Below are 25677 nucleotides of genomic sequence, written 5' to 3'. Positions count from 1 at the left end.
GCGCGGTGCTGCTGCGGCGTGCTCAGTACTCCGAGGTCACCGTGACCCCGGTGAACGCCTGCCTGGCGTGCAGGCTCACGTAGTGGTAACCGGCCGCCGGGTTGCTGACCGTGATCGTCTCGCCGTTGCCGGTGTCGACCGACCGGCGGGTGTAGCTGGTCGTGGTGGCCCAGCCGGTGGAGCTGTAGTACAGGTCCGCGTCGCCGGTGCCCCCGGACGACGTGATCTTCAGGCTGGTGGTGCCGGCCGGGACGTAGACGTAGAGGTAGTAGAGGTTCCCGGCGGTGGCCTGGAGGTTGCCGCGCTGGCAGTTCTTGCCCAGCGTCCGGATGTCGCTCCCGGTGCACTCCGGCAACGGCGTGGTGCCACCGCTGACGGTGACGTTGCGTGAGGTGGTGCCGGTCGCGCCCTTGTTGTCGGTGACCGTCAGCGTGACGGGGTAGGTGCCGGCGGCGGCGTACGTCCTGGTGGGGTTGGCCGCCGTCGACGTGGTGCCGTCGCCGAAGGTCCAGGCCCGGGAGGCGATGCTGCCGTCGCCGTCCGTCGACTGGTCGGTGAAAGTGGCGGTCAGGCCGCTGGTGGTCGCCGTGAACGCGGCGACCGGGGCCTGGTTGCCGGGCGGGTTGGTGCCGCCGGCGCAGTCGCCGGCCGCGCAGGTGGCCAGCCAGGCGTACCAGTCGGTGTCGTAGCGGCTGCCGATGGTGCTGGTCAGCAGCGTCCGGGCGGCGGCCCAGTTGCCGGCGCGGTAGTGGCCGAGCAACGTGGTCATGTCGGCGCGGTGCGACTGGAGCATGTACCGCACGGCCAGGTAGCCCCAGCGGTAGACCCGGGTGCTGTCGTGGTCGTAGGTGGTGTCGAAGAGGGTGCGCAGGGCGTACGTCTTCTTCCCGGCCTCGGTGATCGCGGCCTGGTAGGTCTGCTTCCGGTACGAGTACGACACGTACTCGGCGAAGCCCTCGATCCACCAGATCGTCGGGGTGGAGATGTTCGCGGTGAAGTCGCCGTACATGTCGAAGCGGCCGTCGAGGTAGTGGGTGTACTCGTGGTTGAGGTTCCAGATCTCGAAGGTGGGGCGCAGCCACTCCGCCTCGTAGGCGATGAAGCGTGGCTGGTTGCCGGTGGCGGCCGGGTCGCCTTCGAGGTACATGCCGCCGTTGTTGGTGTCGATGCCGAACATCGGCCCGCCGTACGTCTGGTAGTCGGTGCTGGAGTCGAAGACCACCACTTCGAGGGTGGTGTTGCGGTCGTTGGCCACCGGTCCGGGGTCCGCCACCACCGAGTGGAAGTACGCGTCCTGGTCGCGCATGCTCGCGCAGGCCCGGTCCAGCTCCGCGGAGGTCATCTGCTGGGCGCGCAGGCGGATGCTGGTGCCGCAGGTGTAGGTGATCGGCAGCACCGCGGCGGCCAGCCGTGCCTGGAGGTCGCAGGTGTCGTAGTAGGCGCAGTTGGCCCGGTCGTAGTAGTCGCTCATCTCGGCGACGCCGACCCAGAGGGCGGCGGTGGGGCCGGTGATCGCGCTCAGGTCGAGCAGCCCCCGGGCCAGTGGCCGGGCCTTGGCCTGCAACGCGGTGTGCTGGAGGAAGCGGCCCAGCTCCCGCCCGGCGTTGGAGACCAGGTAACCCTGGTCGGTGCCGAGCAGGGCGCGGTGGCCGGAGCCGAAGGCGTACAGGGTGTCCAGCACGCTCGGGTCCGCGGTGACGGCGGTGACGAACTCGGGCACCTGGTGGCCCCGGAACAGCACGAGGTAGCCGTTGTTGACCGCGTTCAACATCCACCAGGACGAGTTGTAGGAGCTGTCGTAGCTGTTCAGCAGCCGCTTCACCACGTACAGGTAGCGGGCGTTCTCCTCGGCGCTGTCGATGAGGGTGACCGCCTCGGCCAGCACCTCGCCGTTGGCGTCGCTGACGTCGCCGGAGCGGCTGTTGGCGAAGAAGGCGTCCAGGCCGGCGCGGATCGCGGTGCGCAGGCCGCTGCCGTACGTGCCGACCGTGGACGGGTAGTACCAGTGCACGTAGTAGCCGGCCCGCAGGTAGAGCACGAGCTGGGCGGTGCCGGTGCGGTTGGTGCCGTCGTAGGTGGCGGCGTCGTCCCGCAGGGCGTACGCGACGCTGGTCATCTGCGCCTCGCGGAACGCCTGGTAGGCGTCGTTCCCGGTCAGGTTGAACAGGGTGTTGACGCAGTCGGTGCTGGACGCCTTGATCTGCTGCACCAGGGCGCTTCCGGTACGGCTGGTGAAGTCGCTGGTCACGCAGGCGGCCATGGCGGCCCGGCCGCGCGTCGACGGGGCGGTGCCCCGCTGCCCGCCGTCGGGCTCGTCGTAGTCGCGGCGCAGCTCGTCGCGGACGGCGGGCAGCGGGGCGCGTTCGTCGAGCGGCAGCGGGTTCCGCTGAACGTGCCGGTCGCCGGTGCCGGCGTCGGCCGGAGCGGTGCCCTGGGCGGGCTTCGCCGCCGGTGCCGCGGCCGCGGCGGCGGGGGTGGCCAGCGGGCTCATGCCCAGCGCCAGCGCCAGTGCCAAGGGCACGGCGGCCAGTCGGGCACGTCGCTCTCGTAACAGTCTGATCGTCACGGGTCGCCTCCTTGGCGGGATGTCGGCCAAGCTCGGGGCCGGCCGGCGGGGAGTGGGGGTTGGGGTCGGCGGGGACCGGACGTCGCCGGGCGCGGGGGAGTTTCTGCGGACCTCCGCGCAGGTCAGCGGGCGTTGGTAGGGCGGTTCCTCCGCTCCGGAGGGTGTCGTTCGCATTCGACGTTCGTCGATATAGATCGGCGTCGCGCCGGGTGTGGCCAGTACAATGGCACACATCACACACCATGTAAAGAATTGTTGATGATCGATCTTCGGGGCCGCTGGTGGGCCCCGCGTGGCCCGGACCTTCGACCGCACGCGCGGGCCAGGAGCCCGCCGTGGTCCGGGTAGGACAGTCGGCGCCGCATCGTTGACACGTGTTCGGCCGGTCGCCTAGGGTCGCGGGCAGCATCGCCCACAACTACACAGACACCGTTCGAACCCGCGCGGGAGAGCCCCCGGCCATTCGTCGGGGCGCCGAAGGAGCAAACTCCCAAGAAACTCTCAGGCCCCGTTACCGCGCGGGCGAGGTGAACTCTGGAAAGCAGACGATCCGTCGTCTCACCCACGGTGCAAACCGCCGCCCGGCGGTGAAGCTCTCAGGTCCATGACAGAGCGGGAGGCAACCGACCGTACGACGCGACCGCGTCGGGACGAAGGAGTGCCTCCATGTATCAGAGTCCGACGACCCTGACCCGCCCACCCCTGCACGCCGTGCACGTCGAGCTGGGCGCCCGGTTCACCGGGTTCGCCGGTTGGTCCATGCCGCTGCGCTACGGCAGCGAGACCGCCGAGCACCGGGCCGTACGAGAACGGGCCGGCCTGTTCGACCTCAGCCACATGGGACAGATCGAGGTCCGTGGACCGATGGCCCCGGCCGTGCTGGACCACGCGCTGGTCGGGCACCTCTCGGCGGTACCGGTCGGCCGCGCCCGCTACACCATGCTCTGCGACGACAGCGGCGGGGTGCTGGACGACCTGGTCGCCTACCGACTCGCCGCCGACCGCTACCTGCTGGTGACCAACGCCGTCAACACCGGCGCGGTGCTGACGGCACTCCGGCAGCGCCGCGCCGCGGCGGCCACCGTCAGCGACCACACCGCCGAACGGGCGATCATCGCGGTGCAGGGGCCGCGCGCCGCTGACACGGTCGGGGCGGTGACCGGGGCGGAGCCGACCCGTCTCGGCTACTACAGCGCCGTCACCGTCGAGGCCGCCGGCCGCCCGGCGCTGGTCGCCCGCACCGGCTACACCGGCGAGGACGGGTTCGAGCTGTTCGTCCGGGCCGAGGACGCGGCCGGGACCTGGCGTGCCCTGCTCGCCGCCGGTGCGCCGCACGGGCTGACGCCGGCCGGCCTGGCCTGCCGCGACACGCTGCGCCTGGAAGCCGGGATGCCGCTGTACGGCTTCGAGCTGCACGCCGGGGTCAGCCCCTTCGAGGCGGGCCTGGGCCGGGTGGTGGCCTTCGACAAGCCGGGCGAGTTCGTCGGCCGGGCCGCGCTGACCGAACGCCGCGCCGCCGGCGCCGCCAGCACCCTCGTCGGGCTCACCGCCGCCGGCCGGCGCGTCCCGCGCTCCGGCGACCCTGTGGTGCGGCTGTCCGAGGCAGCCGAGCCCGAGCCGGTCGGCGTGGTCACCAGCGGCGCCCCGTCGCCGACACTGCACCGGCCGATCGCGATGGCCCGGCTCCGCGCCGACGCCGCGCGGGTGCCGGCCCGGCTGGGCGTCCAGGTCCGGGGGCACACCGAGCCGGTGGAGATCGCCCCGCTGCCCTTCTACCGCCGTCCGCGCTGACGCGCACCCCTGCGGGAAGAGACAGTTGACATGGATGTTCCCGCGCGCCTGCGCTACAGCGCCAACCACGAGTGGGTCGACGACAGCGTCGAGCCGGCGTCGGTCGGCATCACCGCCTTCGCCGCCTCGGCGCTCGGCGACGTGGTCTACGTCGAACTGCCCGACCCGGGCACCCACCTGGTAGCCGGGGAGGTCTGCGGCGAGGTCGAGTCCACCAAGTCGGTGGCCGAGCTGTACATGCCGGTGACCGGCCGGATCCTCGCGACCAACGAGGCGGTCGTCGCCGACCCGAGCCTGATCGGCAGCGACCCCTACGGGGACGGCTGGCTGTTCCGGCTGCGGGTGACCGACCCGCCGGAGCTGATGACGGCCGACGAGTACCGCACCTACCTCACCGAACCCACTGACGGAGGCCACCGTGGCTGTAATCGACGACGACCTGCGCGACGCCGAACCGGAGATCGCCACGGCGGTCACCGCCGAGCTGCGGCGCCAGCAGCGGACCCTCGGCATGATCGCCTCGGAGAACCTCGCGCCCCGGGCCGTCCTGCAGGCGCAGGGCTCGGTGCTCACCAACAAGTACGCCGAGGGCTACCCGGGCCGGCGGTACTACGGCGGCTGCGAGCATGTCGACGCCATCGAGCGGCTGGCGATCGAACGGGCCCGGCTGCTGTTCGGGGCGGCCTACGCCAACGTGCAGCCGCACTCCGGCTCCCAGGCCAACGCGGCGGTGATGACGGCCCTGCTCGCGCCGGGCGACGCCATCCTCGGCCTGGACCTGGCGCACGGCGGTCACCTGACGCACGGGATGCGGGTCAACTTCTCGGGCCGGCTGTACCGGGCGGTGGGCTACCGGGTGGACGCCGAGACCTTTCTGATCGACATGGACGAGGTCGAACGGCTGGCGCGTGAACACCGGCCGAAGCTGATCGTGGCGGGCTGGTCGGCGTACCCGAGAGTGCTGGACGTCGCGCGGTTCCGGCGGATCGCCGACGCCGTCGGCGCGTACCTGCTCGTCGACATGGCGCACTTCGCCGGGCTGGTCGCCGCAGGGTTGCATCCCAACCCCGTACCGCACGCGCACGTGGTGACCCTGACCACGCACAAGACGCTCGGCGGCCCCCGCGGTGGCGCCATCCTCAGCGCGGACACCGAACTCGCCCGCCGGCTGGACTCGGCGGTGTTCCCCGGCCAACAGGGTGGCCCGCTGGAACACGCGATCGCGGCCAAGGCGGTGGCCTTCCGGATCGCTGCCGGGGAAGAGTTCCGCGACCAGCAGCGGCGGGCGCTGCGGGGAGCCCGGATCGTCGCCGAACGCCTTGCCGCGACCGACGTGCGCGACGCCGGGATCCGGGTGGTCAGCGGGGGCACCGACGTGCATCTGGTCCTGGTCGACCTGAGGCAGGCCGAGTTGGACGGCGCCCAGGCCGAACGGCTGCTCCAGGAGGTCGGGATCACCGTCAACCGCAACGCGGTGCCGTTCGACCCCCGCCCGCCGATGGTCACCTCGGGGCTGCGGATCGGCACCTCGGGGCTGGCCACCCGGGGCTTCGACGAGCACGACTTCGTCGAGGTGGCCGACGTCATTGCCACCGCGCTGACCGAGCCGGAGGTCGGTGAGGCGCTGCGGGCGCGGGTCGACCAGCTCGCCGACCGGCGTCCGGTCTACGGAGGACAACTCAGATGACCGACCACCCACCGGCCGCCGTCGTCAGCGTCTTCGACCTGTTCCGGGTGGGCATCGGCCCGTCCAGCTCGCACACCGTCGGCCCGATGCGGGCCGCTCGTACCTTCGCCGTCGAGTTGCGCGACCTGGGCCTGCTGGCGCGGGTCGCCCAGGTGCGGGTCGAGCTGTTCGGCTCGCTGGGCAGCACCGGCATCGGGCACGGCACGGACCTCGCCGTGATTCTCGGCCTGGAGGGGGAGTCACCCGACGAGGTCGACCCCGACGCGGTGCCGACCCGGATCGCGACGGTCCGGACCACCGGTGTGCTCCGCCTGCTCGGCACGCATCCCATCGCCTTCCGCGAGGCAGAGCACGTGCGGCTGCACCGGCGTGAGTCGCTGCCGATGCACCCCAACGGGATGCGGCTGCGGGCGTTCGACCGCCACGGCGGGGAGCTGTGCGGCCGGGACTACTACTCGGTCGGGGGCGGCTCGGTCGCCGACCACACCGGCCGCATCCGTCAGCAGGAGGCAGCCGACGCCCGGTACCCGTACCGCACCGCCACCGAACTGCTTGCCCACTGCGCGGAGACCGGCCTGCCGATCAGCGAGATCAGCCTGGCCAACGAGCTGGCGCTGCGGACCGAGCAGGAGGTTCGCGACGGACTGCTGCGCGTCTGGACCGCGATGCAGGACTGCGTCGTGCGTGGGTTGACCCGGGACGGGGCGCTGCCCGGTCCGCTGCGGGTGCCCCGCCGCGCACGGCACCTGCACGAGCGGTTGCTGCGCGAGGAGGACCCGGCCGATCCGCTGCGGGCGATGGAGTGGGTCAACCTCTTCGCCCTCGCGGTCAACGAGGAGAACGCCGCCGGCGGCAGGGTGGTGACCGCGCCGACCAACGGCGCCGCCGGGATAGTCCCGGCCGTCCTGTCCTACTACCTGCGGTTCGTGCCGGGCGGCGACGACGCCGGGGTGGTCCGGTTCCTGCTGGTCGCCGGTGCGATCGGTGCGATCTACAAGCAGACCGCCTCGATCTCCGGCGCCGAGGTGGGCTGCCAGGGGGAGGTCGGCACCGCCTGCTCGATGGCCGCCGCCGGGCTGACCGAGGTGCTCGGCGGCACGCCGCAGCAGGTGGAGTGTGCCGCCGAGGTCGCCATGGAGCACAACCTCGGTCTCACCTGCGACCCGGTCGGCGGCCTGGTGCAGATTCCGTGCATCGAACGCAACGCCATCGGCGCGGTCAAGGCGATCAACGCGGCCCGGATGGCGCTGCGCCGGGAGAGCCGGCCGCTGGTCTCGCTGGACGTGGTGATCAAGACCATGCGGGACACCGGTGCCGACATGAAGACGAAGTACAAGGAGACCGCACAGGGGGGACTCGCGGTCAACGTCATCGAGTGCTGACCCCGGGACACCACGACTGGGGCTGGCAGTCGGGTCCGTTGTCCGACTTTCGTCGACGGCCGGCCCCAGACCCCCTGGAGGGAGTACCGCGGCGACCGGCAAGGTCCGGTCGACGGGCGGCTGACCGGCGGCCCCGCCGCCGGGCGACGCGGTGGACCGACGGCTGCGGTGGGAGCGGTACCGTTACCGGCGAGAGGGGTGGAAGAGCCGGCGGCCCACCGCTCGGCGGCCCGCCCGTCGCGGTCAGACGGCTTCCGGTGCGATCCCGGCGTACCGCCGGCGCAGCAAACCGATGATCGGGTGACCGGTCGCGAACGTGGCCCCGTCGACGGCGGCGATCGGCCGGATCGCGCCGGCCGCGTTGGTGGCGAAGGCGGTCGCCATGCCGGCCAGCCGGGACAGCTCGACCGGCTCGGTGCGCTGCGGGCCGTGGTGAGCCGCGGCGAGCAGCCGCATGGTCACGCCGGGCAGCACGTCGGCCAGCGGCCAGACCACGGTGCCGCCGTCGACGAAGCCGACGTTCCAGGTCGGCCCCTCGGTGACCCGTCCGCCGCCGTCGGTGAACAGCGCGTCGTCGTAGCCGTCGAGCTGGGCGCGGCGGCGTTCGAACAGCGGGCCGAACAGGCCGGCGTGCTTGACCGCGGGCACATCGCGTACGTAGGCGGTGGTGCGCACCCGCATCGGCGGCTGCGCCTGCGGCGTGGCGGCGCGCGTGGTGACCAGCACGTGCGGCTCGGCCGGGGCGGCGGGGTGGCTGAGCCGCAGGCCGGGGTCGGCCACGGTGACCCGGACCGTCAGCGGGCCGTCGGCTTCGGCGATCGCCTCGCGGATCCGCTCCCGGACGTACCCGCGGGACAGCTCGGCCCCGAACACCGTGGCGCAGTCGGTGACCAGCCGGTCGAGGTGCAGGCCGAGGCCGCGGACCGCGCCGTCCTGCACCCGCATCGTGGTGAAGTGCCCGTAGTTGGTCAGCGCCAGGTTGTCGATCGCCGTCATGGCGGCCAGTCTGGCACCGCCGGGCCCCGGGGCGTCGCCGGTACGGGCAGCACAAGCTGGACGGTGGTACCGGGGCGGGCGTGCTCGGGATTCGCCCGCGCGATGGTGAGCGCGGCCCCGATGCCCTCCGCGCGTTCTCGCATCGACGCGGTGCCGACGCCGGCGACCAGCGGGGCGGGGATGCCCACCCCCTCGTCCGTGACGCACACGACCAGGCGGCCGGACCCCACCGAGACGTCGATGGCGCAGCGGTCCACACCGGCGTGCCGGCGCACGTTGCGCACGGCCTCGCCCACGATGCCGTACACCGCGGTCGCCACGGTTTCGGGCAGTGCCACCTCGGACGCCCGCACCAGCACCGTCAACCCGGCATCGGCGTACCGCTCCCGCAGGCGGTACAGCGCCGGCCGCAGCCCGCCGCCCTCCAGCATTGGCGGCACGATCTCCCGGGCGATCTCCCGGATTCCCGTCGCCCGGCGGTCCATCTCGGCGACGAGCTGTCCGAGCAGGTCGTCGGCTGCCGTGATCTCCGGCAGGCAGCGGTGCGGGCGCAGCATGTTGCGCCCCGCGGTGAGCGCGAGCGCGCCTCCGCTGATCGCCGGCCCCAGTTCGTCGTGCAGGTCGCGACGCAGCTTGCGGCGCTCCTCGTCCCTGCTCTGCGCCAGCCGTACCCGGGAGCGGTCCAGGTCGCGCTGGGCGATGGCGAGTTCGGCGAGCGCGGTGACGACCGGCGCCAGGTCGTGCAGCAGGGCGGCGGTCCGCCCGTCCAGCCGCTCACCGGGGCGGGGCCAGGCCCACAGCTCTCCCACCGGCCGGTTCCCGCTGGCCAGGCACACCACCAGGGCCGGCCCGCCCGCCGCCGGACCGTCCCAGGCCGGGGGCCGGCGCGGCGGCACCGGCGGGGCCCCGGTGAGGGTGACGGCGACCGCGGCCAGCCGTAACGAGTCGGCGATGCCGTCCGCCACCGCGTCGAGCATCCGGGTGCTGCGCTCCGCCGCGCGCAGCCGGTCGGCGACCTGCCGGATCAGGCGCTGCCCGTCGTCGCCGTGCACCAGCCGGTCCACCCTGCGTTGCACCCAGGCGCGGGCGGGTTGGAAGCCGGCGGCGAGCAGTGCGGTCACCACGGCCTCGGGCACCGCCGAGGTCGCCGGCGTGACCGCACCGAGCAGCAGCACGCCCACGACGTACGCGCTGATCACCAGCCCGGTCATCAACGCCCAGACCAGGGTCCGGCGGATGGTCAGCTCCAGGCCCCACAGCCGCTGACGCAGCACCACGACCAGCACGGAGGCGGGGAAGAACGCCTGGGCGCCGAGCATGAGCAGCGGGGCGAACGGCACCGGGACGGCGACCTGGAAGGCCGGGTTCAGCGCGAGCGGCAGGAAGGCCGCCGCCAGCAGCAGGGTGCCGATGGCGAGCCAACCGAGACCGTGCCGCTGCTGCCGGGGCAGGGTACGGCGACGGGCCAGCACGCCGACGGCGGCGGCGACGCCGAGCACGACGAGCGCGGGCTCCAGCCATGGGTCGACCGCCGCGCGGGCCGCGAGCAGGGTGGCGTCGGTGAGCGGGATCGCGTGCAGGCCACCGGGCAGGGTGAGGGCGCACGCCTGTGCGACCACGATGAGGACGGCGCCGACCCCGACGGCGACCCGGGTGCTCCGGTCGAGCGGCCGTACCGGCAGGAGCCAGGGCAGCACCACGACGAGGGCGTAGAAGCCGGGCACCCAGGCCCAGTACGCGACGCCGGCGAGCTGCCCGGTCATCCACAGGTCGGGCCAGCGGTACGCCACCATGCCCCAGCAGGCCGCCGCCGCCGACAGCGACCCGCCGACGCCCGCCGCGGCCATGATCCAGGCGGCCAGGTGGGTCCGGCGCAGCAGGGTCAGCCAGGCGACCACCCCGTAGACCGAGCCGACCACCAGGTCCACCAGCGTGTAGAGCATCCACGGGTGCCAGGGCGGGGCCGCCGCGCACCAGGCCACCACGGAGGCGGTGGTCAGCCCGCTGGTACTGGTCAGCACCGCCCAGGCCGCGACCCGCCACCGGTGCCCGGTCCCGGCGGCCGGTCCAGCCGCGGCCGGGTCCGGCACGATCGCCGGGACCACCTCGCCGTCCACCTGACCGGAACCGGTCAGGCCGAGCCGGCGAGCGTCTGGCACACGTTGTCCTGGTTGCCGAGGGCGACCGCCATCCGGCGGGTTCCGTCACCGTCGAACGTGATGACGTGCAGCCCGTCGAGCAGGTAGTAGCCCTGCGGGTAGCGGTCCCCGGGCCGGAACCCGAAGCCCGCGGGACCGACGATGGTGTACCGCAGCCACCCGCCGTCCGGGCGATACTCGGCCACGCCGGACCCGCCCGCGTCCTGGCGCGTCGTCCGTCCCGTGGTGTCGTCGACGAAGTCGACCACGAGCGGGCCGGCGAACTCCTCCCGCCGGACGGCCCCGTCGGGATACCGGTCGACCACCCGGACCCGGACGTCCTGCGAGACGACGTGGACCCGTAGCGGAAACGCGCAGTACCGGCCGGCCGGAGCGGCCCACTCCTCCTGTATCCAGGGCCGCCAGGGCTCGGGCTGGCGCGACCGATCGGCGGAACGGTCGGTGCCGGCCGTCGCGGCGGGCGCGGGGGTCACCGCCGCCGTCACCGCGGCGAGCATCAGCACGACCCGTAGGGCCGGGGACATGACCTTGGACAGCAACATGCCTCACCTAACCAGTCTCATAGGGCTAACCGGTGTGTAGAGAGTGTCTGGTTAGTGGAGGGTCGGTCAAGGCATACTGGTGTCGTGCATTGGACCGATGTCGACGGCCTCCGGATGCCAGTGCTGCTCGCCGGCCATCCGGGGCTGGAGCTCTGCAACACCTGGGCCGGCTGGGACGAACCCCCGGGCCCGCACCGGGAATGGCTGCGCGGCTACGACCACCTCGCCACCTGGGCCGGGCACGCCTCGCTGCTCGACGGGCCCACCGTGCGGCGGCTGCGCACCACCGCGCGCCGGGAACCTGAAGCGGCCGAGCGGAGCCTGGCCGCGACGCGGTCCTTCCGGGCCCGCCTGCGTACCCTCCTCCTCGACCCGGGCGACGCCGTGGCGTTCGGCGCCGTCGCCGCCCAGGCCCGGCGGGCCGCCGCCGCCGCACGCCTGACGGCGGGCCCGGACGGCGTCGCCTCCTGGACCCTCGCCCCGGACAACCCACTCGACCTGCCGCTGCTCGCGTGCGCGCGGGCCGCCGCGGATTTGCTCTGCACGCCGGCGAGGGCCCACGTCCGGGCCTGCCCCGGCACCGACTGCGGGTGGCTGTTCCTCGATCCCCGGGGCCGGCGGCGCTGGTGCACCATGGCCATCTGCGGCAACCGGGCCAAGGTCCGGGCGTACGCCAACCGCCACTGATCAGCGGGCCCGCCGGCGGGGCCCGGCGTCGCCGGGCGGGGCGGGGAATCCCGGCTGCCGATCGCCTGCTCCGGGCTCCGTAGGGCCGCAGCGCAGCCGCCGCCGACTCGTCCGGCATCGGGTGGTGGTGGCCGGGCGCTCCGGCCTCCGGCCGCGCCGATCCCGACCACCTGTCGGAGCCACCGCCCGAGTCGGCGCGGGTGGTCGTCGTCGGTCCGGCCCCGTCGGACGGCGAACAGGTACGACCGCGGTCGCCGCTGCTCGCGGTGGCACCGCAGGCCGGCCCGCCTACGCCAGCCCGAACTCCACCAGGTCGAGGTCGTCGCCCTCGCCCCAGTTCTCGACCTTCCAGTCACGCCCCTGCTTCACCAGCAGGAAGACGTAGTCGGTGCCGGAGCCCGCCCGGTCGACGATCCGGATCACGAACTTGCCGAGCCTGCCGGACCCGCGCGGCCGGGACCGGTCCCGAACGATCTGGGCCCGCCGAACCTCGCAGTTGACCACGTGCCCGGGAAAATGGCTGGCGAGTGACTCCGGCGGCACGATCTGGTGCTGCTCCGGGGGCATCTGCCGCACGACGGCCTGGTGGTCGCCCCGGTTGGCCGCGTCGACGAGGTCGGCCACCACGGACCGGGCCGCCGCCGTCTCGCGGCGGACGGCGAGTCCGGCTGCGAGGCGGCCCGCGACCAAGGCCAGCACGACCAACCCGACGGCCGCCAGGGCCGAGACCGTCCCGGTCAGCGCACCGATCGACCCGCCGGCGCAGGCAGCCACGGCGACGGCCCCCGAAACGATGACACCGGCGGCGGCGAACTGCCCGCCGCCGCGTCCAGACACCAGGTCAGCGATTACCCGGACCCCCATCCTGGTTCCGGCGGATGTCCTCGACCAGTTCCGCCACCAACGCCGCCCGATCCGGCATGGCGGCGACGACGACGTACTCGCCCTCGGAGTGCGCGCCGTCCCCCACCGCGCCGAGACCGTCGAGTGTGGGACAACCCGCCGCCGCGGTGAAGTTGCCGTCCGACCCGCCACCGACGCCGGTGCCCCGCAACGGGCCGAGGCCCAGCGCCGGCGCGAGGGCCGCGGCGCGCGCGAACAGGGCCGCGGTGGAGGACGCCGGCAACGGCGGCCGGCTCGCCCCACCGGCGAGGGAGACGAACACGTCGGGCAGGATGGGCTTGAGGGAGCGCAGTTCCTCGTCCACCCGCTTCGCCTCGTCCTCGACGGCGACCCGGACGTCGACCCCCAGCCAGGCGTGCGCGGGCACCACGTTGCCGGCGGTGCCGCCACCGGCCAGGGTCGGCGTGACGGTCGTGCCGAGGTCGGGCCGGGTGAGTTCCCCGACGTCGAGCAGCAGGCGACCCAGCACGGTCAGCGCGTTGCGGCCGAGCTCCGGGTCCAGCCCGGCGTGGGCCGCGCGTCCGTGCACGTCGAAGCGGTACCGGCCGATCCCCTTGCGACTCGTCTTCACCGCTCCGTCGACGGAGGGTTCGAGGATGAGAGCGGCGTCGCAGCGGCGGGCCGTCTCCTGCACGAGCTTGTGGCTGGTGGGGGACCCGATCTCCTCGTCGCCGGTCAGCAGGATCTCCAGGCCGGCGCGGTCCGGCAGCGCCGCCACGGCGTGGAAGAGCTGCACGATCCCGGCCTTCATGTCGAAGCAGCCGGGGCCGGTCGCGGTCCCGGCTGCCTCGTCGATGGTGAACGGCCAGCGGTCCAGGGTGCCCAACGGCCAGACGGTGTCGTAGTGGCCGATCAGGGCGGCGGTCGGCTGGCCCGGCGCGGCTGGCCAGCGCCACCGCAGGTGGATCCGGCCGTCGATCTCGACGGGTTCCGGGGGCCCGCCGACGATCTCCTCGCCGAGGGCGGACACCGCCTCCGCCCCGGCCCGGCAGGCCGACAGGTCATCGGAGGGCGTCTCGACCGAGACCAGGCGGCCGAGTTGCCCCACCATCTCGGCCGTGCGCGTCCGTAGGGCGCGGAGGCGGGCAGGGGACACACTCGTAGCCATGCATGGATCATTCCCCGGCTGAAGCGCGACGGCAAACCCCGAATCGATCGAAGTCGGTCGCGGAACTCGTCGACGCGCGGTGGCGGTACCGGGATCCGCAGGTCGGGCACTCGACGGGCACGCGAGCGAATCGAGGGTTGTGATCGTCATCAGGTGGACCTCTCAGCCGAGCGGACGGAGTCCAGCGCGCCGAGACCGCCGTCGGCGGGCGAAAGACCCCACTCGTCCCTGCGACGGTTGGTCTTCGGGCTCCCGAACCCCTCCTCACCCGTCGACAGGCCGGTGCGGTCGGGACCCACCGGGATCATGATTGTCGGGCCCGGGCTGGATCGAGGCCATCTGTAGCAGCAACACCACGGCCACGACCATGAAGGGCGCGGACACGAACCACAGCAGCAGCTTCGTGCCGGGGCTGGCCCCGAGCGCGACCGGAAGCTGCGAGACGAGGGCGGCCACGCCGGTGGCGCCGAGCAGCAGGCTCACCTGGCGGACCGAAGGCCGGACGCCGCGGGCTGACCCAGCCGTTGCCCGGGTTGAGCAGCTCCCCGGCCCTGGCCGGGGCCAGTGCGTACCAGTCCCGGTAGTACGACCGCACGCCCTGGCGGAACCGGCGGTAGCTGCTGGTCGAGCCGTGGGTCTCGATCTAGCGGTGCTCGTCCGGGGACACCGCCTGCGAGGTGAGCTGCCCCCCGATCCACGTGCACGGTTCGACGACCACCACCCCGCCGCCGACGACCAGCACGTCGGTGTGTTCTTCGTTGGTCCTTCCGGTGCGGCTCATCAGCCGCTCTCCCCTCGTCGTGCGGTCAGCGAGAAGTGGTACCGATCGCCGCGGTAGAGCGAGACCGCCCGTTCCACCGTCCGGCCGCGACCGTCGAAGCCGATCCGCCGTACTTCGAGCAGCGCCGAGGTGGGTGGGATCTCCAGTAGCTCGCACTGCCGCTGGTTGGGCACGACGGCGGCGATCATCTGCTGGGCCACGGTCACCTGGATCTGGTACCGCTCCCGCATGGTCTCGTAGAGCGCCCCGTCGAGGTTCTCGACCAGCAGGCCGGGGAAGAGTTCGGCGGGCAGGTGCACCTCCTCCAGGCACATCGGCGCGCCGTCGGCCATCCGCAGCCGCTCCAACCGGTAGAGCAGGGACCCCTCGGGCAGGCCGAGTTCGCTGGCCAGGGCCTCCCTGGCGACCACCGCGTCCGTCTCGATGGTCTTGCTGCTCGGAGTCAGTCCCCGGGTCAGCATGTCCTCGGTGAATCCACTGAGGCTGGTGCCCTTGGCGATCCGGGTGTCGGAGACGAAGGTGCCCTGGCCCCGAATGGTGTAGATCAGCCCGTCGTCGAGCAGTTCGCGCAGGGCCTGACGCAGCGTCGTCCGGCTGACGCCCAGTTCCTCGGCGAGGTCCCGCTCCCGGGGCAGGGCCGCGTGGGCCGTCAGCTCGGCGACCCGGCGGCGCAGTTCGGTGCGAGTCCGGCTCAGTTTGGTGGTCATCACGACTCCACGGGGGAATGTGGGCAGGCGTACGCGAACCGGCGGGTGGTGTTGACCGGGTCGGAGATCGCGGTTCCGACGACGACGGCCCACGCGCCCTCATCGAAGGCCGCCGCGACCTGGGCAGGGGTACGGTACCGCCCCTCCGCGATGACCGGAACGGGACAGCGTCGGCTGATCGCGCCGACCAGCGCGATGTCCGGGTCGTCCGGCACGGCCGGGCCGGTGGTGTAGCCGGCCAGCGTCGTACCGACCAGGTCGGCTCCGGCGTCGACCGCGGCGAGGGCGGCGTCCAGACCGTCCACGTCGGCCATGAACAGCGCGCCGCCGGCGTGGGTCGCCGTGATGAGGTCGGCCAGTTTCTCCCCGCCCGGGCGGGGCCGTCCGGTCGCGTCGGCGGCCACGATCCGGGCACCGGCCCCGGTCAGCGCCGTCACGTCGGCCTCGGTCGGGGTGATGTAGACCGGGCTGCCGGGGGTGTTCCGCTTGATCAGTCCGATCACCGGTACCCCGAGCTCGGACATGCCCCGCACGTGGGCCACCCCCTGACCGCGTAGTCCGGCGGCGCCACCCAGCACGGCCGCGCTCGCCATCGCCATCATGTGCGGGACGTCCAGGAACGGGCTGGGTTCCTGGGCCTGGCACGAGACGACCAACCGTCCACGGATGGCCTCGGCCACGTTCATCGGTGTTCTGCCCTTTCCTCGATGTCGACATGAGTGGTCAGTCCGGTCAGAGCCGGCGGACCGGTGGCGGGTCCGGCCAGGGCCAGCGCCCCGGCGAGTGGATCGCCGGTGGCCGGGACCGGCCGCGCGGTGGGTGCCCCGGCTCGCAGCACCCGGGTGAAGGAGGGCAGCAGCAGGTCGGTGGCCTGGAAGAGGCCACCGGTGCCGGAGACCGGCACCTCGGCGTCGGCGAGCCCGGCCCGGCGCAGCGCGCCGACCGCCGACTCGGCGAGCAGCCGGCCGGCCGTCCGCCAGATCAGCCGGGCGGCGGGGTCCCCGGCCCGGGCCAGCTCCGCGACCGTGACGGAGAAGCCGGCGACCCGTTCCGGGGTCGGTGGGCTCTCCCGCCAGCGGGCCGGCAGGGTCGCTACCGGCCCCCAGGCGGCGCTCACCGCGTCGCCCAACGGCCCGGGCGTGCCCCGGTCGAGGTCGCGCAGGGCCCGGCGGACGGCGGCCCGGCCGATCCAGTGGCCAGATCCCCGGTCGCCGAGTGCGGCGCCCCAGCCGTCGGCGCGGGCGGCGCCGCCGTCGGCCCCGACTGCCAGCACCACCACCCCGGTGCCGGCGGCGACCACCGCGCCGGGAACCGGGCCGAGGGCGCCGAGGTAGGCGGTGACGCTGTCGTCGGCGATCCGCAGGGTGCCGCGCAGGCCGGCCGCCCGCAGCCGGCGCCGAAGCGGTGCGGTGGGCGGCGACTGGCCGTTGAGACCGGTCATGCCGACCCCGACCCGCACCAGCGAGCCCCGGGTCGGCCCCAGGTCGGCCAGCGCGGCGGTCACCGCGTCGGTGACCAGGACGTCCGGGTCGGCGCCCCAGAATCCCTGGGTACGGGCGTGGCCGGTGTGGGGGCCCTGGCACGCGACCGCGCGGCAGCCGCCCTGGCCGAGATCGACGCCGACGCGGACGGCGTCGGTGCCGCCGGTCACCGGGCCGCCCCCGTGGCGGCCGGCACCCGGCCGGCTTGGCTCTCCTCGGCGTAGTGGCAGGCCACCTCGCGGCCGGCGACGACGCGCAGTTCGGGTGTCCGCTGCGCGCAGCGGGGCTGGGCGAGCGGACACCGGGTGCGGAACCGGCAGCCCGACGGGGGCGCGGCCGGTGAGGGCACCTCGCCGGTGAGCACGATGCGTTCGCGCGGTGGCGCCGCCCAGGGCCGGGGCACCGGCGCCGCCGAGATCAGCGCTCGGGTGTAGGGGTGGGCCGGCTCGTCGTAGACCCGCGCCGCCGGGCCGAGCGCGGTCAGTGAGTCCTGGAAGACCATGGCCAGTTCGGTGCTGGACAGCTCCCGGGTGCGGCGTGCCGGCTGCGCGGAGAGGTCCTCCCCGTCGTAGCGGATGGTGCCACGTTCGATCTGCGCGCTGTGCCGGGGCAGCAGCGCCATCACCGCCCGCATGGTGACCGACTTGCCGGACCCGGATTCGCCGAGGATGGCCAGCGTCTCGCCGGCGTCGACGTGGAACGAGCCGCCGTTGAGCGCACGGTAGGCGCCGAGCGGGCCGCGGAACGAGACGACGAGGTCGTCGACCGCCAGCAGCGGTTGCCGGGCGTGCGGTGGTGCCGCCATCGCAGGGTCCTCCGGGTCCGGTTCGTGGTGAGCGATGTGGTGGGCGGGAGAGCCCGTCAGTCGAGCGAGACGTCGGCGAAGTCGGGCAGGTCGTTGGCGGTGGGGGTGAATCCCAGATGCTCACCGCGTCGACCTCGTCGAGCAGCGCCTCGATCTCCGGGACGCCCGGACCCCCAGGTTGCTCTCGCCCAGCCGCGGTTCTGCGGTGAGACGCCGGCCACGGCCACCAACTGAGGCGGTCCACGCCAAACCTCCCACTGGTGCATGCCGGTAGCTAACTAGGTATGTACCTAGCCGCATGTAGTTGTACACCTCACCCGGAGCCGTGGCAAGGCCCGTCCCGCTCCGCAATCGGGCGCTGAGCTGCGACATCGCGGCGATCGGTGGCGGACGGGGCCGGTCCCGGGGCGGGACCACCGCGCAAGCCCGGACGGCGGGCGGCGGGTTCGGCACGGCGTGGCATGATGGCGCGGCCCTCGGTCCGCGCCGGGGCGATCCGACGCACGGACGGTGAGACGAATGCTGCACTCCGGCCTGAGGCTCGGCGGCCGTTACCGGCTGGACACCCGGATCGGCGCGGGCGGCATGGGCGAGGTGTGGCGGGCGGTCGACGAGGTGCTCGGCCGGGTCGTCGCGGTGAAGGCCATGCTCCCGGAGGTGGCCGACGAGCCGGACTTCGCCCGCCGCTTCCTGGCGGAGGCGAAGGCCATGGCCAGCGTGAACCACCCCGCCGTGGCGTCGATCCACGACTACGGACGCGGCGACGGCGTCACCTTCCTGGTGATGGAGTTCGTCGACGGCGAGTCCCTCGCCGGGTTGCTGCGTCGCACCGGGCGGCTGGCGCCCGAGGACGCCATGCGCCTGATCGCCCAGGCGGCCGACGGCCTACAGGCCGTGCACGACTGCGGGATCGTGCACCGGGACGTCAAACCGGCCAACCTGCTGATCCGCCGGAACGGATCGGTGCTGATCACCGACTTCGGGATCTCGCGTACCTGGGACGGCACCCATCTCACCGTCTCCGGCGCGGTCCTGGGCACCCCCTCCTACCTCTCCCCGGAGCAGGTGCTCGGGCAGCCAGCCACCGCTCTCAGCGACGTCTACGCCCTCGGGCTCACCGCCTACGAGTGCCTCGCCGGGCATCGCCCGTTCGCCGGGGACAGTCCGTACGCGATGGCCCTTCAGCGGGTGCGGACCGTACCGCGCCCCCTCGGCGGCGACCTGCCCCACCCGGTGCTCGCCGTCGTCGACCGTGCCCTGGCCACCGATCCGGCCGGCCGCTGGCCCTGCGCCGCCGCGCTGGCCGACGCCGCCCGGGCTGCCGCCGACGGACGGTCCGGCCCGGGTGGGCGGCGACCGCCACCGGCGGCCCCGCCGGGTGTCGCCGTCCCGTCTCCTGCGGGACCGGCCCGGCCCGGGGCGGCACCGGTCCCCGCCGTCGGCCCACGGACGGCGCGCCGGCGGTGGCCGCTGCTCGCCGCGCTGCCGGTGATCGCGCTGGTCGGCGGGGTCGCGCTCTGGCAGGCCACCGGCCCCGGCGGGCACGACGGGCCGGCGTCCGGCGCCGGGCCGCGGCAGCCGAGCACCGCGCCGACGGACGACGCCGCCCGGCAGGCCGGATTCACCTCCTGCGGCGCGGCGTTCTGCCCCACCCGACCGCTCTGCTGGCGAGGTTTGACCTCGATCAGTGGCAACGCCATGCCACCCCGCCGGGTCGACTGCACGACCGACCACGCCTGGGAGACCTTCTCGGCGACGTACCTGCCCGCCGACGCGGTCGACATCCCCCAGGACGAGCTGCTGGCCCGCGCCGACATCGGTGCCGCCTGCTCGGCGTCGGTGATGGCCGCGCGCACCGCCGGCCGGCCCACCACGGGCTGGGTACGCGAGGCGTGGCCGATCCAGCTCACCGGTACCGACGTCTGGCTCGTGCACTGCCTGGCCCGGCCGCAGACCGGTGACCCGTCCGGATCCGCCTTCTCGACCCGCTGACCACGCCCGGTTCGCCGGCCGTGCGGGCCCCCGCCTCGGCCACCGGCGAGCGGGGCGGCGGCGGTGGGCGGTCAACCCCGAGGGCGCCCGCGTCCCGACCGACCCGGTGTGCGGACCGGTACCTGGTGCACCACCACGCTCAGCGGAAGATCGCTTCCCCCATGCCGGGCACGTCCTGCCCGAGCGACACCAGCCGTCGGATCGCCGTGAGGTACCCGGCCCGGTCCCGGCGCCCGATGGCGAGGTCGCAGTCGCCGCCCGCCCGCTCCGCGCGGGTCAGCAGGGCGTTCCAGGCAGCCTGGCCCGGGGGGTCGGGATGGCGGAAGTACCGGCGGGCGCCGGCGACCCGTTCGGAGATGGCGGCACAGCGGGGCCGCACCTCAGCGTCGATCAGTGTCCAGTCGGAGAGCACCCGGTCCGACCCGTCGGCGGCGAGCTGGTCGAGCCGGTGGAGCAGGCCCAGCACGACGGTCAGGACCTGGCCGCCCCGCTCGTCCCCGCCGAGCGCCCGCCAGGCCTCCACCTGCGCCGTCCGCACCCCGGGTGAGGTGGCCTGTGCACCGAACACCGGATCCAGCGCGGCGGAGGCGGCGGGCGTCCGGGTGGCTGACCGGAGGTCGGCCACGGTCACGGCGATGGTCGTCGCCGTCATCAGCAGGCACGGCACCACCACGGCAGCCCGGCGCAGCGCCAGCCGTCCGAGGTGGGCCGGGACGGGGGAGTCGTCCCCGGCCCGTGCGGTGGACCCGGCACGGGCGCGGATCCGGCGCAGCGAGCGTCCTGCCAGCGTGCCGAGGGCGGCGACCGCGACGGCGAGGAACCCGCCCAGGCCCAGCGTCGTCGGAGTCAGCAAGGTCACCAGCGACCAGCCGCCCAGGGGATCGGGCTGGCACGACGACGCCAGGATCGTGAGTGGACGGACGCAGCCGTCCACCGAGGCCAGCGCGGCCAGGGTGAGCAGTCCGACCAGCCCGGTGGCACCCGCCACGACCAGGGCCTGGACCAGCGGGTAGCGCTCCGCCAGCGCGGCGGTGACCCCGGCCGCCAGCCACATGACACCGATGACGACGACCATGAGCCACATCGTGTAGCTGACGAAGTGGGCCTGTTCCCGACCGGCGACCACCGGCGACCACGCACGCACACCGGCGGTCGCCGCCACCACCGCCACCGCCGAGCAGAGCGCGCCGGTGCCGGCGGCGGGCAGAACCGGCCGTGGCCGGGTGGCGCCGGCCGAGCGGGGGAGCCAGGCCAGGAGCGGAAGGACCCAGAGTGCCCCGGACGCCCAGAGCAGCTCCGGGCGCTTGCTCAGGGCCAGCAGCACCGGCAGACCGGGAGCCAGGGCCAGCAGGGGTCCCTCGTACCCCTGGCCGTCGGTCAGGCTCTGCTCGTGTGCGCCGACGAGATCGCCGTTGAACGACAGAAAGCCGCCCGCGAGGATGGCGCCCTGGGCCTCCCACCAGTGCCACCACAGAGCCAGCACGAGACAGCTCACACCGAGCCCCACCAGCAGCGGCCACCGCCGTCGCACGCCCGCCGGCCGGGTGGCCGAGACCTGGGCGTACTCCGTCGTCCACCAGACGGCCGCGAGTCCCGCGAGCACGGGCGGGACCAGGAAGGCGGCCTGCTCGGGGAGCAGGTCCCAGACGCTGCCGGAGCGACCCACCGCCAGCTCGCCCACGATCAGGCCACCCCCCAGCCAGCAGCCGGCCCGTAGCCCGGACGGCGCCGGGCCGTGGGTGAGCGCCGCGTGGGTCACGGCGGGCCACAGCAGCAGCCCCGTGATCGTGCTGACCAGGACCGCGACGAGCACCGCCACGACCCAGTTCTCCCAGTGGCTGGCGATCCCCAGCAGGGACAGCAGCGCCGGCATCCGGGTGGCGGCGATCGCCGCCGTCGCGCCGGTCAGGAAGAAGGGCAGCGCCTGCGGCGCGAACACCGTCCCCGGATCGGCCAACGACCTGAGCCGTCGCTCCCAGCTCGGATGGGTGTGCCAGAGGGACGCCCAGGACGCCATCAGCCGCCCTGCGGCGATCCGGTTGGACGGGGCCCGTCCCGTCGCGTCCCGGCCGGCGGCGGTCTCCCAGAGCCGTACGTCCGCGCCCCAACGCCGAGCCGTCAGGTCGGCGTGGAACTCACGGGTGCGCAGGATGTCCGCGCGCGCCAGGTAGACCAGGACGACCGTGACGGCCAGCATCGCCACGTGGTGCGCCACCCGGGACTGTTCCCGCGTCGCCATGGACGAGCCGGCGGTGCCCGGCAGGCTCACGGCCGCGATGTACGCCAGATCGAGGGGGACGACCACCCAAAGCAGGATCCGCCACAGCGCGACGGTCGCGTACGTGATGTCGACGTCTCGGTTGCGCAGGTGCGCCAGTTCGTGCAGCACCACCGCCCGGAAGCCCTCGGGCGCACGGTGCCGCCGGGCGACCAGGCCACCGTCCAGGCAGACGGTGTAGCGGCGCAGCCGGCCGAAGACCACCGCCCCGCTGGTCGGTACGGCGGGAGCGATGACGAAGCGGGGCGGGCGGCGCAGCCCGGCCACGGTGACCAGTTCGGCCAGGGTGCTCGCCAGGTCGGCGTGGCCGTCGACCTGCTCGACCTGCTCGACCGGCACGACCCGGCTCCGCCGCCCCTTCCACCTCGGCAGCGCCCAGTACAGTGCCGCCGCGCAGACCGACACCAGCAGCAGCGCCGCCGGCTTCCACCACCACGCCTGGGCCGGCACGAAACGGTCCACGCAGTCCTCGAACGCGGACTGCTGGTCGACGATCCGGAACCGCACGTCGAGGTCGCTCAGGCCCGGGTCGCCCCCGGCGGCGAGCCCACAGCCGACCCGTGCGCCGTTCGGGTCGGTGTGCGCCTCGACGAGGCTGGCCGTGATGACCGCGGCGATCCCCACGAAGAGGACGATCAGCAGGACGAAGCGTGGGAGGGTGCCGGCGTTCGACAGCCTCTGGTGCGCGGGCGGCGGCTGCGCCGGCAGCACGCTGTCCGGGGGCGCCGACATCGTGGGGCTACCGCCCGCCGGCCTGGTCGACCGGACCCGCCGGCGACGGGTCGTCGTCGCCGGCGGGGGCCGGCCGGGCCACCGCCCGCTCGTTCTCGCGTCGCGCCACCGGCTCCATTGCCGACTCCCCGTGATGTCGCCGTCGCTCACCGCTGACGATTCTATTGACTGGCGTCAAGTGCGGTGACCATGCCGATCGCTACGGAGAGTTCCGCCGCGGTGAGCGAACGACGCACCGGGCGGGTGTGGCGTGATCCCGTCCTGTAACGAGGGCCACCAACGGGATGACCGGCGAGAATGGCCGGGTGATCGGTGGTAAGGATGGCCCTATGACGAAGATCGGCTCGGGTGATCCGGTCGCCTGGCACGCCGTCCCGGCGGATGACGTCGCCACCGCGCTCGTCGTGCAGAGGTCGTGCGGCTTGAGCTCGTCGGAGGCCGAGCGACGGCGGAGCCGGTACGGGCCCAACCGCCTCGCCGAGGTGCCTCGGGAGCCGCGGTGGCGGGCGTTCCTCCGGCAGTTCCAGGACCTGCTCATCGTGATCCTGCTGGTGGCGGCCGTGGTGAGCCTGCTCGTCAGCAGGGAGTGGGAGACACCGGTCGCGATCGCCATCGTGGTGTTGCTCAACGCGACGATCGGATTTGTGCAGGAGTCCCGGGCGGAGGCGTCGCTGGATGCCCTCCGGCGGTTGATCGTGGCAGCGGCGACCGTGCGTCGGGACGATCGACTGCTTCGGATCAACGCCGAAGACCTCGTGCCGGGTGACGTGATCGTGGTCGAGGCGGGCGACCGGGTGCCGGCCGACGCCCGACTGCTGGAGGCGAGTTCGCTGGAGGTGCAGGAGTCGTCCCTGACCGGTGAAGCGCAACCGGTGACGAAGAGGGCAGGTGCCGACGTACGGGCCGACGCCGCGTTGGGTGATCGCCTCACGATGCTGTTCATGAACACGATGGCGACGCGTGGCCGCGGCGAGGCGGTCGTCACCGCCACCGGTATGGGCACGGAGATCGGCCGGATCGCCGGGCTGCTGCACGAGGCCCGGTCCGGCCTGACCCCGCTGCAACGGCAGATCAACGCCCTCGGCCGAACGCTGGCGGTGACCGCCGGCATCGTCATCGCGGTCGTGTTCGGCCTCGGTCTGGCGCGGGGCCAGCAGTTCCACGAGCTTTTCGTCACCGCGGTCTCGCTCGCGGTGGCGACCATCCCCGAGGGCCTGCCGGCGGTCGTGGCGTTCACCCTGGCGATGGGAGCCGGCCGCCTGGCCCGACGCGGAGCGATCGTCAAGCGGTTGGCATCGGTGGAGACGCTGGGCAGCACGTCGCAGATCTGCACCGACAAGACGGCACGTTGACGTTGAACGAGATGACGGCGCGGGAGCTGGCACTGGCCGGGCGGCGGTTCACCATCTCCGGTGAGGGATACCGCACCGACGGGCGGATCCGCACCACCGATGGAGCGGCCCTGCCGGGCAAGCTGGAGGACGCGCTCACCGCGATGGCGTTGTGCAGTGACGCCGTGCTACGGGACGAGGAGTTGGTGGGTGACCCCACGGAGGGCGCCCTGGTGGTGCTCGCGGAGAAGGGCGGCGTCGATGTCGCGAGCCTGCGCACGCGGCGTCCCCGACTGGCCGAGGTGCCGTTCGACCCCGAGTACAAGTACATGGTCACCTTCCACCCCTGGATCGGCGAGAACGGAACTGAGGTCGTCCGGGCCTTCATCAAGGGTGCGCCGGACGTGCTCGCCGAACGCGCCGACCGGCACCTCGAAGGCGAGAACGTCGTCGCCTTCGACGACGCCGCGCGAGCCCGGTACAACGAGACCAACTCGGACCTGGCCCGGCGGGGACTGCGGGTACTCGCGGTCGGCGTGCAGGACTTCCCGGCGGCGCAGTTCGACGTGGGAGCGGACCCGCGGAAACTGCTCGATCGCGTCGTGCTGCTGGCGCTGGTGGGTATCGTCGACCCGCCACGTCCGGAGGCCCGCCAGGCGATCGCCGCCTGCCGCGACGCCGGCGTCCGGGTCCGGATGATCACCGGCGACCACGCCGTCACCGCGGCGGCCATCGCCGAGGACCTGGGCATCCAGGGGAGGGCCATCACCGGCAGTGACCTGGACCGCATCGATGACGGCGACCTCGCCGAGTACCTGGCCGACGTCGGCGTCGTCGCCCGCGTGTCCCCGACCCACAAGATTCGGATCGTGCAGGCACTACAGGGCACCGGCAGCGTGGTCGCGATGACCGGCGACGGAGTCAACGACGCCCCCGCGCTACGAGCCGCCGACATCGGCGTGGCGATGGGCGTCACCGGCACGGAGGTGGCCAAGGAAGCCTCCACCATGATCCTCACCGACGACAACTTCGCGACGATCGTCCGCGCCGTCCGTGGCGGGCGGGGCATCTACGACAACATCGTCAACTTCACCCGCTTCCAGGTGTCCACCGCGTTCGCGTTCGTGATCACCTTCCTCGTCGCGTCAGTGACCGGCATCGCTGGCGGGGCACCCTTCACCGCTCTCCAAATCCTGTTCGTCAACCTCGTCATGGACGGTCCTCCCGCCATGTCGTTGGGCGTCGACCCGGTCAGCCCGGACGCGATGAACAGGCCGCCCCGGCCCGCCGGGGAACACATCCTCACCCGACAGCGAATGGGTCGGATCGTGCTGGCCGCGGCGGTGATGGCCGCAGGTACGGTCGCGGTGCTGCACTGGGCGCCAGGGCCTGCGCCGGCCCCGGCGCAGGCCACCGTCGCCGGCACCATGGCGTTCGTGACGTTCGTCTTCTTCCAGGTGTTCAACCTGCTCAACGTCCGTAGTTTCACCCGCAGCGTGTTCGCACGGGAAACGCTGCGCAACCGGTCCGCCTTCGTCGCCACGGGCCTGGTCCTGGCCCTACTCATCCTGGTCGTGGAGTTCGACGCGCTGAACCGGCTCTTCACCACGGCCGACCTCAGCGCAGGGCAGTGGCTGACCTGCGCCGCTGTCGGCTCCACCATCCTGATCGCCGGCGAAGCCGTCAAAGCGCTGACGCGCGCTCACCGACGCCGTCTGAGGATGGCCGCCACCGGCCTGTCGTGACGGG

At 73.5% G+C, this 25677-nt stretch carries 20 protein-coding genes, 1 pseudogene and 1 riboswitch; of the genes and pseudogenes, 8 read left to right on the top strand and 13 right to left on the bottom strand.

The genetic code is table 11. The features are described from left to right. Positions 1–22 precede the first annotated feature (22 nt). Positions 23–2491 carry a collagenase gene (locus tag OOK41_RS20680; protein WP_266267913.1) on the bottom strand — a complete coding sequence of 823 codons (2469 nt, stop codon included), beginning with the start codon at positions 2489–2491 and terminating at the stop codon, positions 23–25. Between the two features lie 509 nt (positions 2492–3000). Further along, positions 3001–3093, top strand: a riboswitch (glycine riboswitch). Positions 3094–3232: 139 nt separating this feature from the next. Between OOK41_RS20680 and gcvT the strand changes: the two genes are divergently transcribed. The 4 genes and pseudogenes from gcvT (at position 3233) to OOK41_RS20660 (ending at position 7426) form a co-directional block, all read left to right on the top strand. Then, positions 3233–4357: a glycine cleavage system aminomethyltransferase GcvT gene (gcvT, locus tag OOK41_RS20675; RefSeq protein WP_266266378.1), complete on the top strand. Its 1125-nt coding sequence runs from the start codon at positions 3233–3235 to the stop codon at positions 4355–4357. Between the two features lie 30 nt (positions 4358–4387). After that, positions 4388–4747 (top strand): annotated as a pseudogene (gcvH, locus tag OOK41_RS20670) (glycine cleavage system protein GcvH); the annotation flags it as partial. Between the two features lie 28 nt (positions 4748–4775). Next, positions 4776–6044 carry a serine hydroxymethyltransferase gene (gene glyA, locus OOK41_RS20665; protein WP_323136195.1) on the top strand — a complete coding sequence of 423 codons (1269 nt, stop codon included), beginning with the start codon at positions 4776–4778 and terminating at the stop codon, positions 6042–6044. Next, complete coding sequence (locus OOK41_RS20660; RefSeq protein WP_117667415.1) at positions 6041–7426, top strand: L-serine ammonia-lyase; 1386 nt, start codon at positions 6041–6043, stop codon at positions 7424–7426. Before glyA ends, OOK41_RS20660 begins: the two co-directional genes overlap by 4 nt. A gap of 243 nt (positions 7427–7669) precedes the next feature. Here the strand turns inward: OOK41_RS20660 and OOK41_RS20655 are convergent, their stop codons facing one another. Genes OOK41_RS20655 through OOK41_RS20645 form a run of 3 tightly spaced genes read right to left on the bottom strand, consistent with a single transcriptional unit; the run spans position 7670 to position 11123 of the window. Continuing rightward, positions 7670–8422, bottom strand: a complete 753-nt coding sequence (locus OOK41_RS20655) for an aminotransferase class IV (RefSeq protein ID WP_266266377.1) — start codon at positions 8420–8422, stop codon at positions 7670–7672. Further along, positions 8419–10581, bottom strand: coding sequence for an ATP-binding protein (locus OOK41_RS20650; protein ID WP_266266376.1), 2163 nt, complete (start codon positions 10579–10581; stop codon positions 8419–8421). Before OOK41_RS20650 ends, OOK41_RS20655 begins: the two co-directional genes overlap by 4 nt. Beyond that, positions 10554–11123 (bottom strand): hypothetical protein, encoded by a 570-nt coding sequence (locus tag OOK41_RS20645; RefSeq protein WP_266266375.1) that lies wholly within the window; start codon positions 11121–11123, stop codon positions 10554–10556. The genes OOK41_RS20650 and OOK41_RS20645 overlap by 28 nt, the downstream gene beginning before the upstream one ends. An 84-nt stretch (positions 11124–11207) precedes the next feature. Between OOK41_RS20645 and OOK41_RS20640 the strand changes: the two genes are divergently transcribed. After that, positions 11208–11810: a CGNR zinc finger domain-containing protein gene (locus OOK41_RS20640; protein ID WP_128763541.1), complete on the top strand. Its 603-nt coding sequence runs from the start codon at positions 11208–11210 to the stop codon at positions 11808–11810. A gap of 288 nt (positions 11811–12098) precedes the next feature. Here OOK41_RS20640 and OOK41_RS20635 read toward each other — a convergent pair whose 3' ends face one another. From OOK41_RS20635 to OOK41_RS20600, 8 genes are all read right to left on the bottom strand, one after another. Next, on the bottom strand, positions 12099–12647 hold the full coding sequence (locus OOK41_RS20635) for a hypothetical protein (RefSeq protein WP_117667396.1): 549 nt from the start codon (positions 12645–12647) through the stop codon (positions 12099–12101). A 4-nt stretch (positions 12648–12651) separates the two neighbouring features. Next, the gene (locus OOK41_RS20630; RefSeq protein WP_117667394.1) at positions 12652–13821 is read right to left on the bottom strand and encodes a M20/M25/M40 family metallo-hydrolase; all 1170 of its coding nucleotides are present in this window, start codon (positions 13819–13821) and stop codon (positions 12652–12654) included. Between the two features lie 264 nt (positions 13822–14085). Beyond that, complete coding sequence (locus OOK41_RS20625) at positions 14086–14304, bottom strand: hypothetical protein (protein ID WP_266266374.1); 219 nt, start codon at positions 14302–14304, stop codon at positions 14086–14088. A 160-nt stretch (positions 14305–14464) separates the two neighbouring features. Then, positions 14465–14602 carry a hypothetical protein gene (locus OOK41_RS20620; RefSeq protein WP_266266372.1) on the bottom strand — a complete coding sequence of 46 codons (138 nt, stop codon included), beginning with the start codon at positions 14600–14602 and terminating at the stop codon, positions 14465–14467. Then, complete coding sequence (locus tag OOK41_RS20615; protein ID WP_117667392.1) at positions 14602–15309, bottom strand: GntR family transcriptional regulator; 708 nt, start codon at positions 15307–15309, stop codon at positions 14602–14604. Before OOK41_RS20615 ends, OOK41_RS20620 begins: the two co-directional genes overlap by 1 nt. Continuing rightward, complete coding sequence (locus tag OOK41_RS20610) at positions 15309–15995, bottom strand: N-acetylmannosamine-6-phosphate 2-epimerase (protein ID WP_266266371.1); 687 nt, start codon at positions 15993–15995, stop codon at positions 15309–15311. Before OOK41_RS20610 ends, OOK41_RS20615 begins: the two co-directional genes overlap by 1 nt. Next, entirely contained in the window at positions 15992–16960 is a 969-nt protein-coding gene (locus OOK41_RS20605; protein WP_207892663.1) for a BadF/BadG/BcrA/BcrD ATPase family protein, read from the bottom strand. Before OOK41_RS20605 ends, OOK41_RS20610 begins: the two co-directional genes overlap by 4 nt. Beyond that, positions 16957–17595 (bottom strand): oligopeptide/dipeptide ABC transporter ATP-binding protein, encoded by a 639-nt coding sequence (locus OOK41_RS20600; RefSeq protein ID WP_266266370.1) that lies wholly within the window; start codon positions 17593–17595, stop codon positions 16957–16959. The genes OOK41_RS20605 and OOK41_RS20600 overlap by 4 nt, the downstream gene beginning before the upstream one ends. Before the next feature lie 519 nt (positions 17596–18114). Here OOK41_RS20600 and OOK41_RS20595 point away from each other — a divergent pair. Next, the gene (locus tag OOK41_RS20595; protein ID WP_266266369.1) at positions 18115–19587 is read left to right on the top strand and encodes a serine/threonine-protein kinase; all 1473 of its coding nucleotides are present in this window, start codon (positions 18115–18117) and stop codon (positions 19585–19587) included. A gap of 139 nt (positions 19588–19726) precedes the next feature. Here the strand turns inward: OOK41_RS20595 and OOK41_RS20590 are convergent, their stop codons facing one another. Further along, positions 19727–22597, bottom strand: a complete 2871-nt coding sequence (locus tag OOK41_RS20590) for a M48 family metalloprotease (protein WP_266266368.1) — start codon at positions 22595–22597, stop codon at positions 19727–19729. A gap of 329 nt (positions 22598–22926) precedes the next feature. Here OOK41_RS20590 and OOK41_RS20585 point away from each other — a divergent pair, with 329 nt between their 5' ends. Together OOK41_RS20585 and OOK41_RS20580 are read left to right on the top strand one after the other, a co-directional pair. Continuing rightward, positions 22927–23949 carry an HAD-IC family P-type ATPase gene (locus OOK41_RS20585; protein ID WP_266266367.1) on the top strand — a complete coding sequence of 341 codons (1023 nt, stop codon included), beginning with the start codon at positions 22927–22929 and terminating at the stop codon, positions 23947–23949. An 11-nt stretch (positions 23950–23960) separates the two neighbouring features. After that, positions 23961–25673, top strand: a complete 1713-nt coding sequence (locus OOK41_RS20580) for an HAD-IC family P-type ATPase (RefSeq protein WP_266266366.1) — start codon at positions 23961–23963, stop codon at positions 25671–25673. The last annotated feature ends 4 nt before the right edge of the window (positions 25674–25677 follow it).

The sequence above is a fragment of the Micromonospora sp. NBC_01655 genome (assembly GCF_026339755.1).
In the GTDB taxonomy this organism is placed as follows: domain Bacteria; phylum Actinomycetota; class Actinomycetes; order Mycobacteriales; family Micromonosporaceae; genus Micromonospora.
This window is presented reverse-complemented; position numbering and strand designations above follow the sequence as displayed.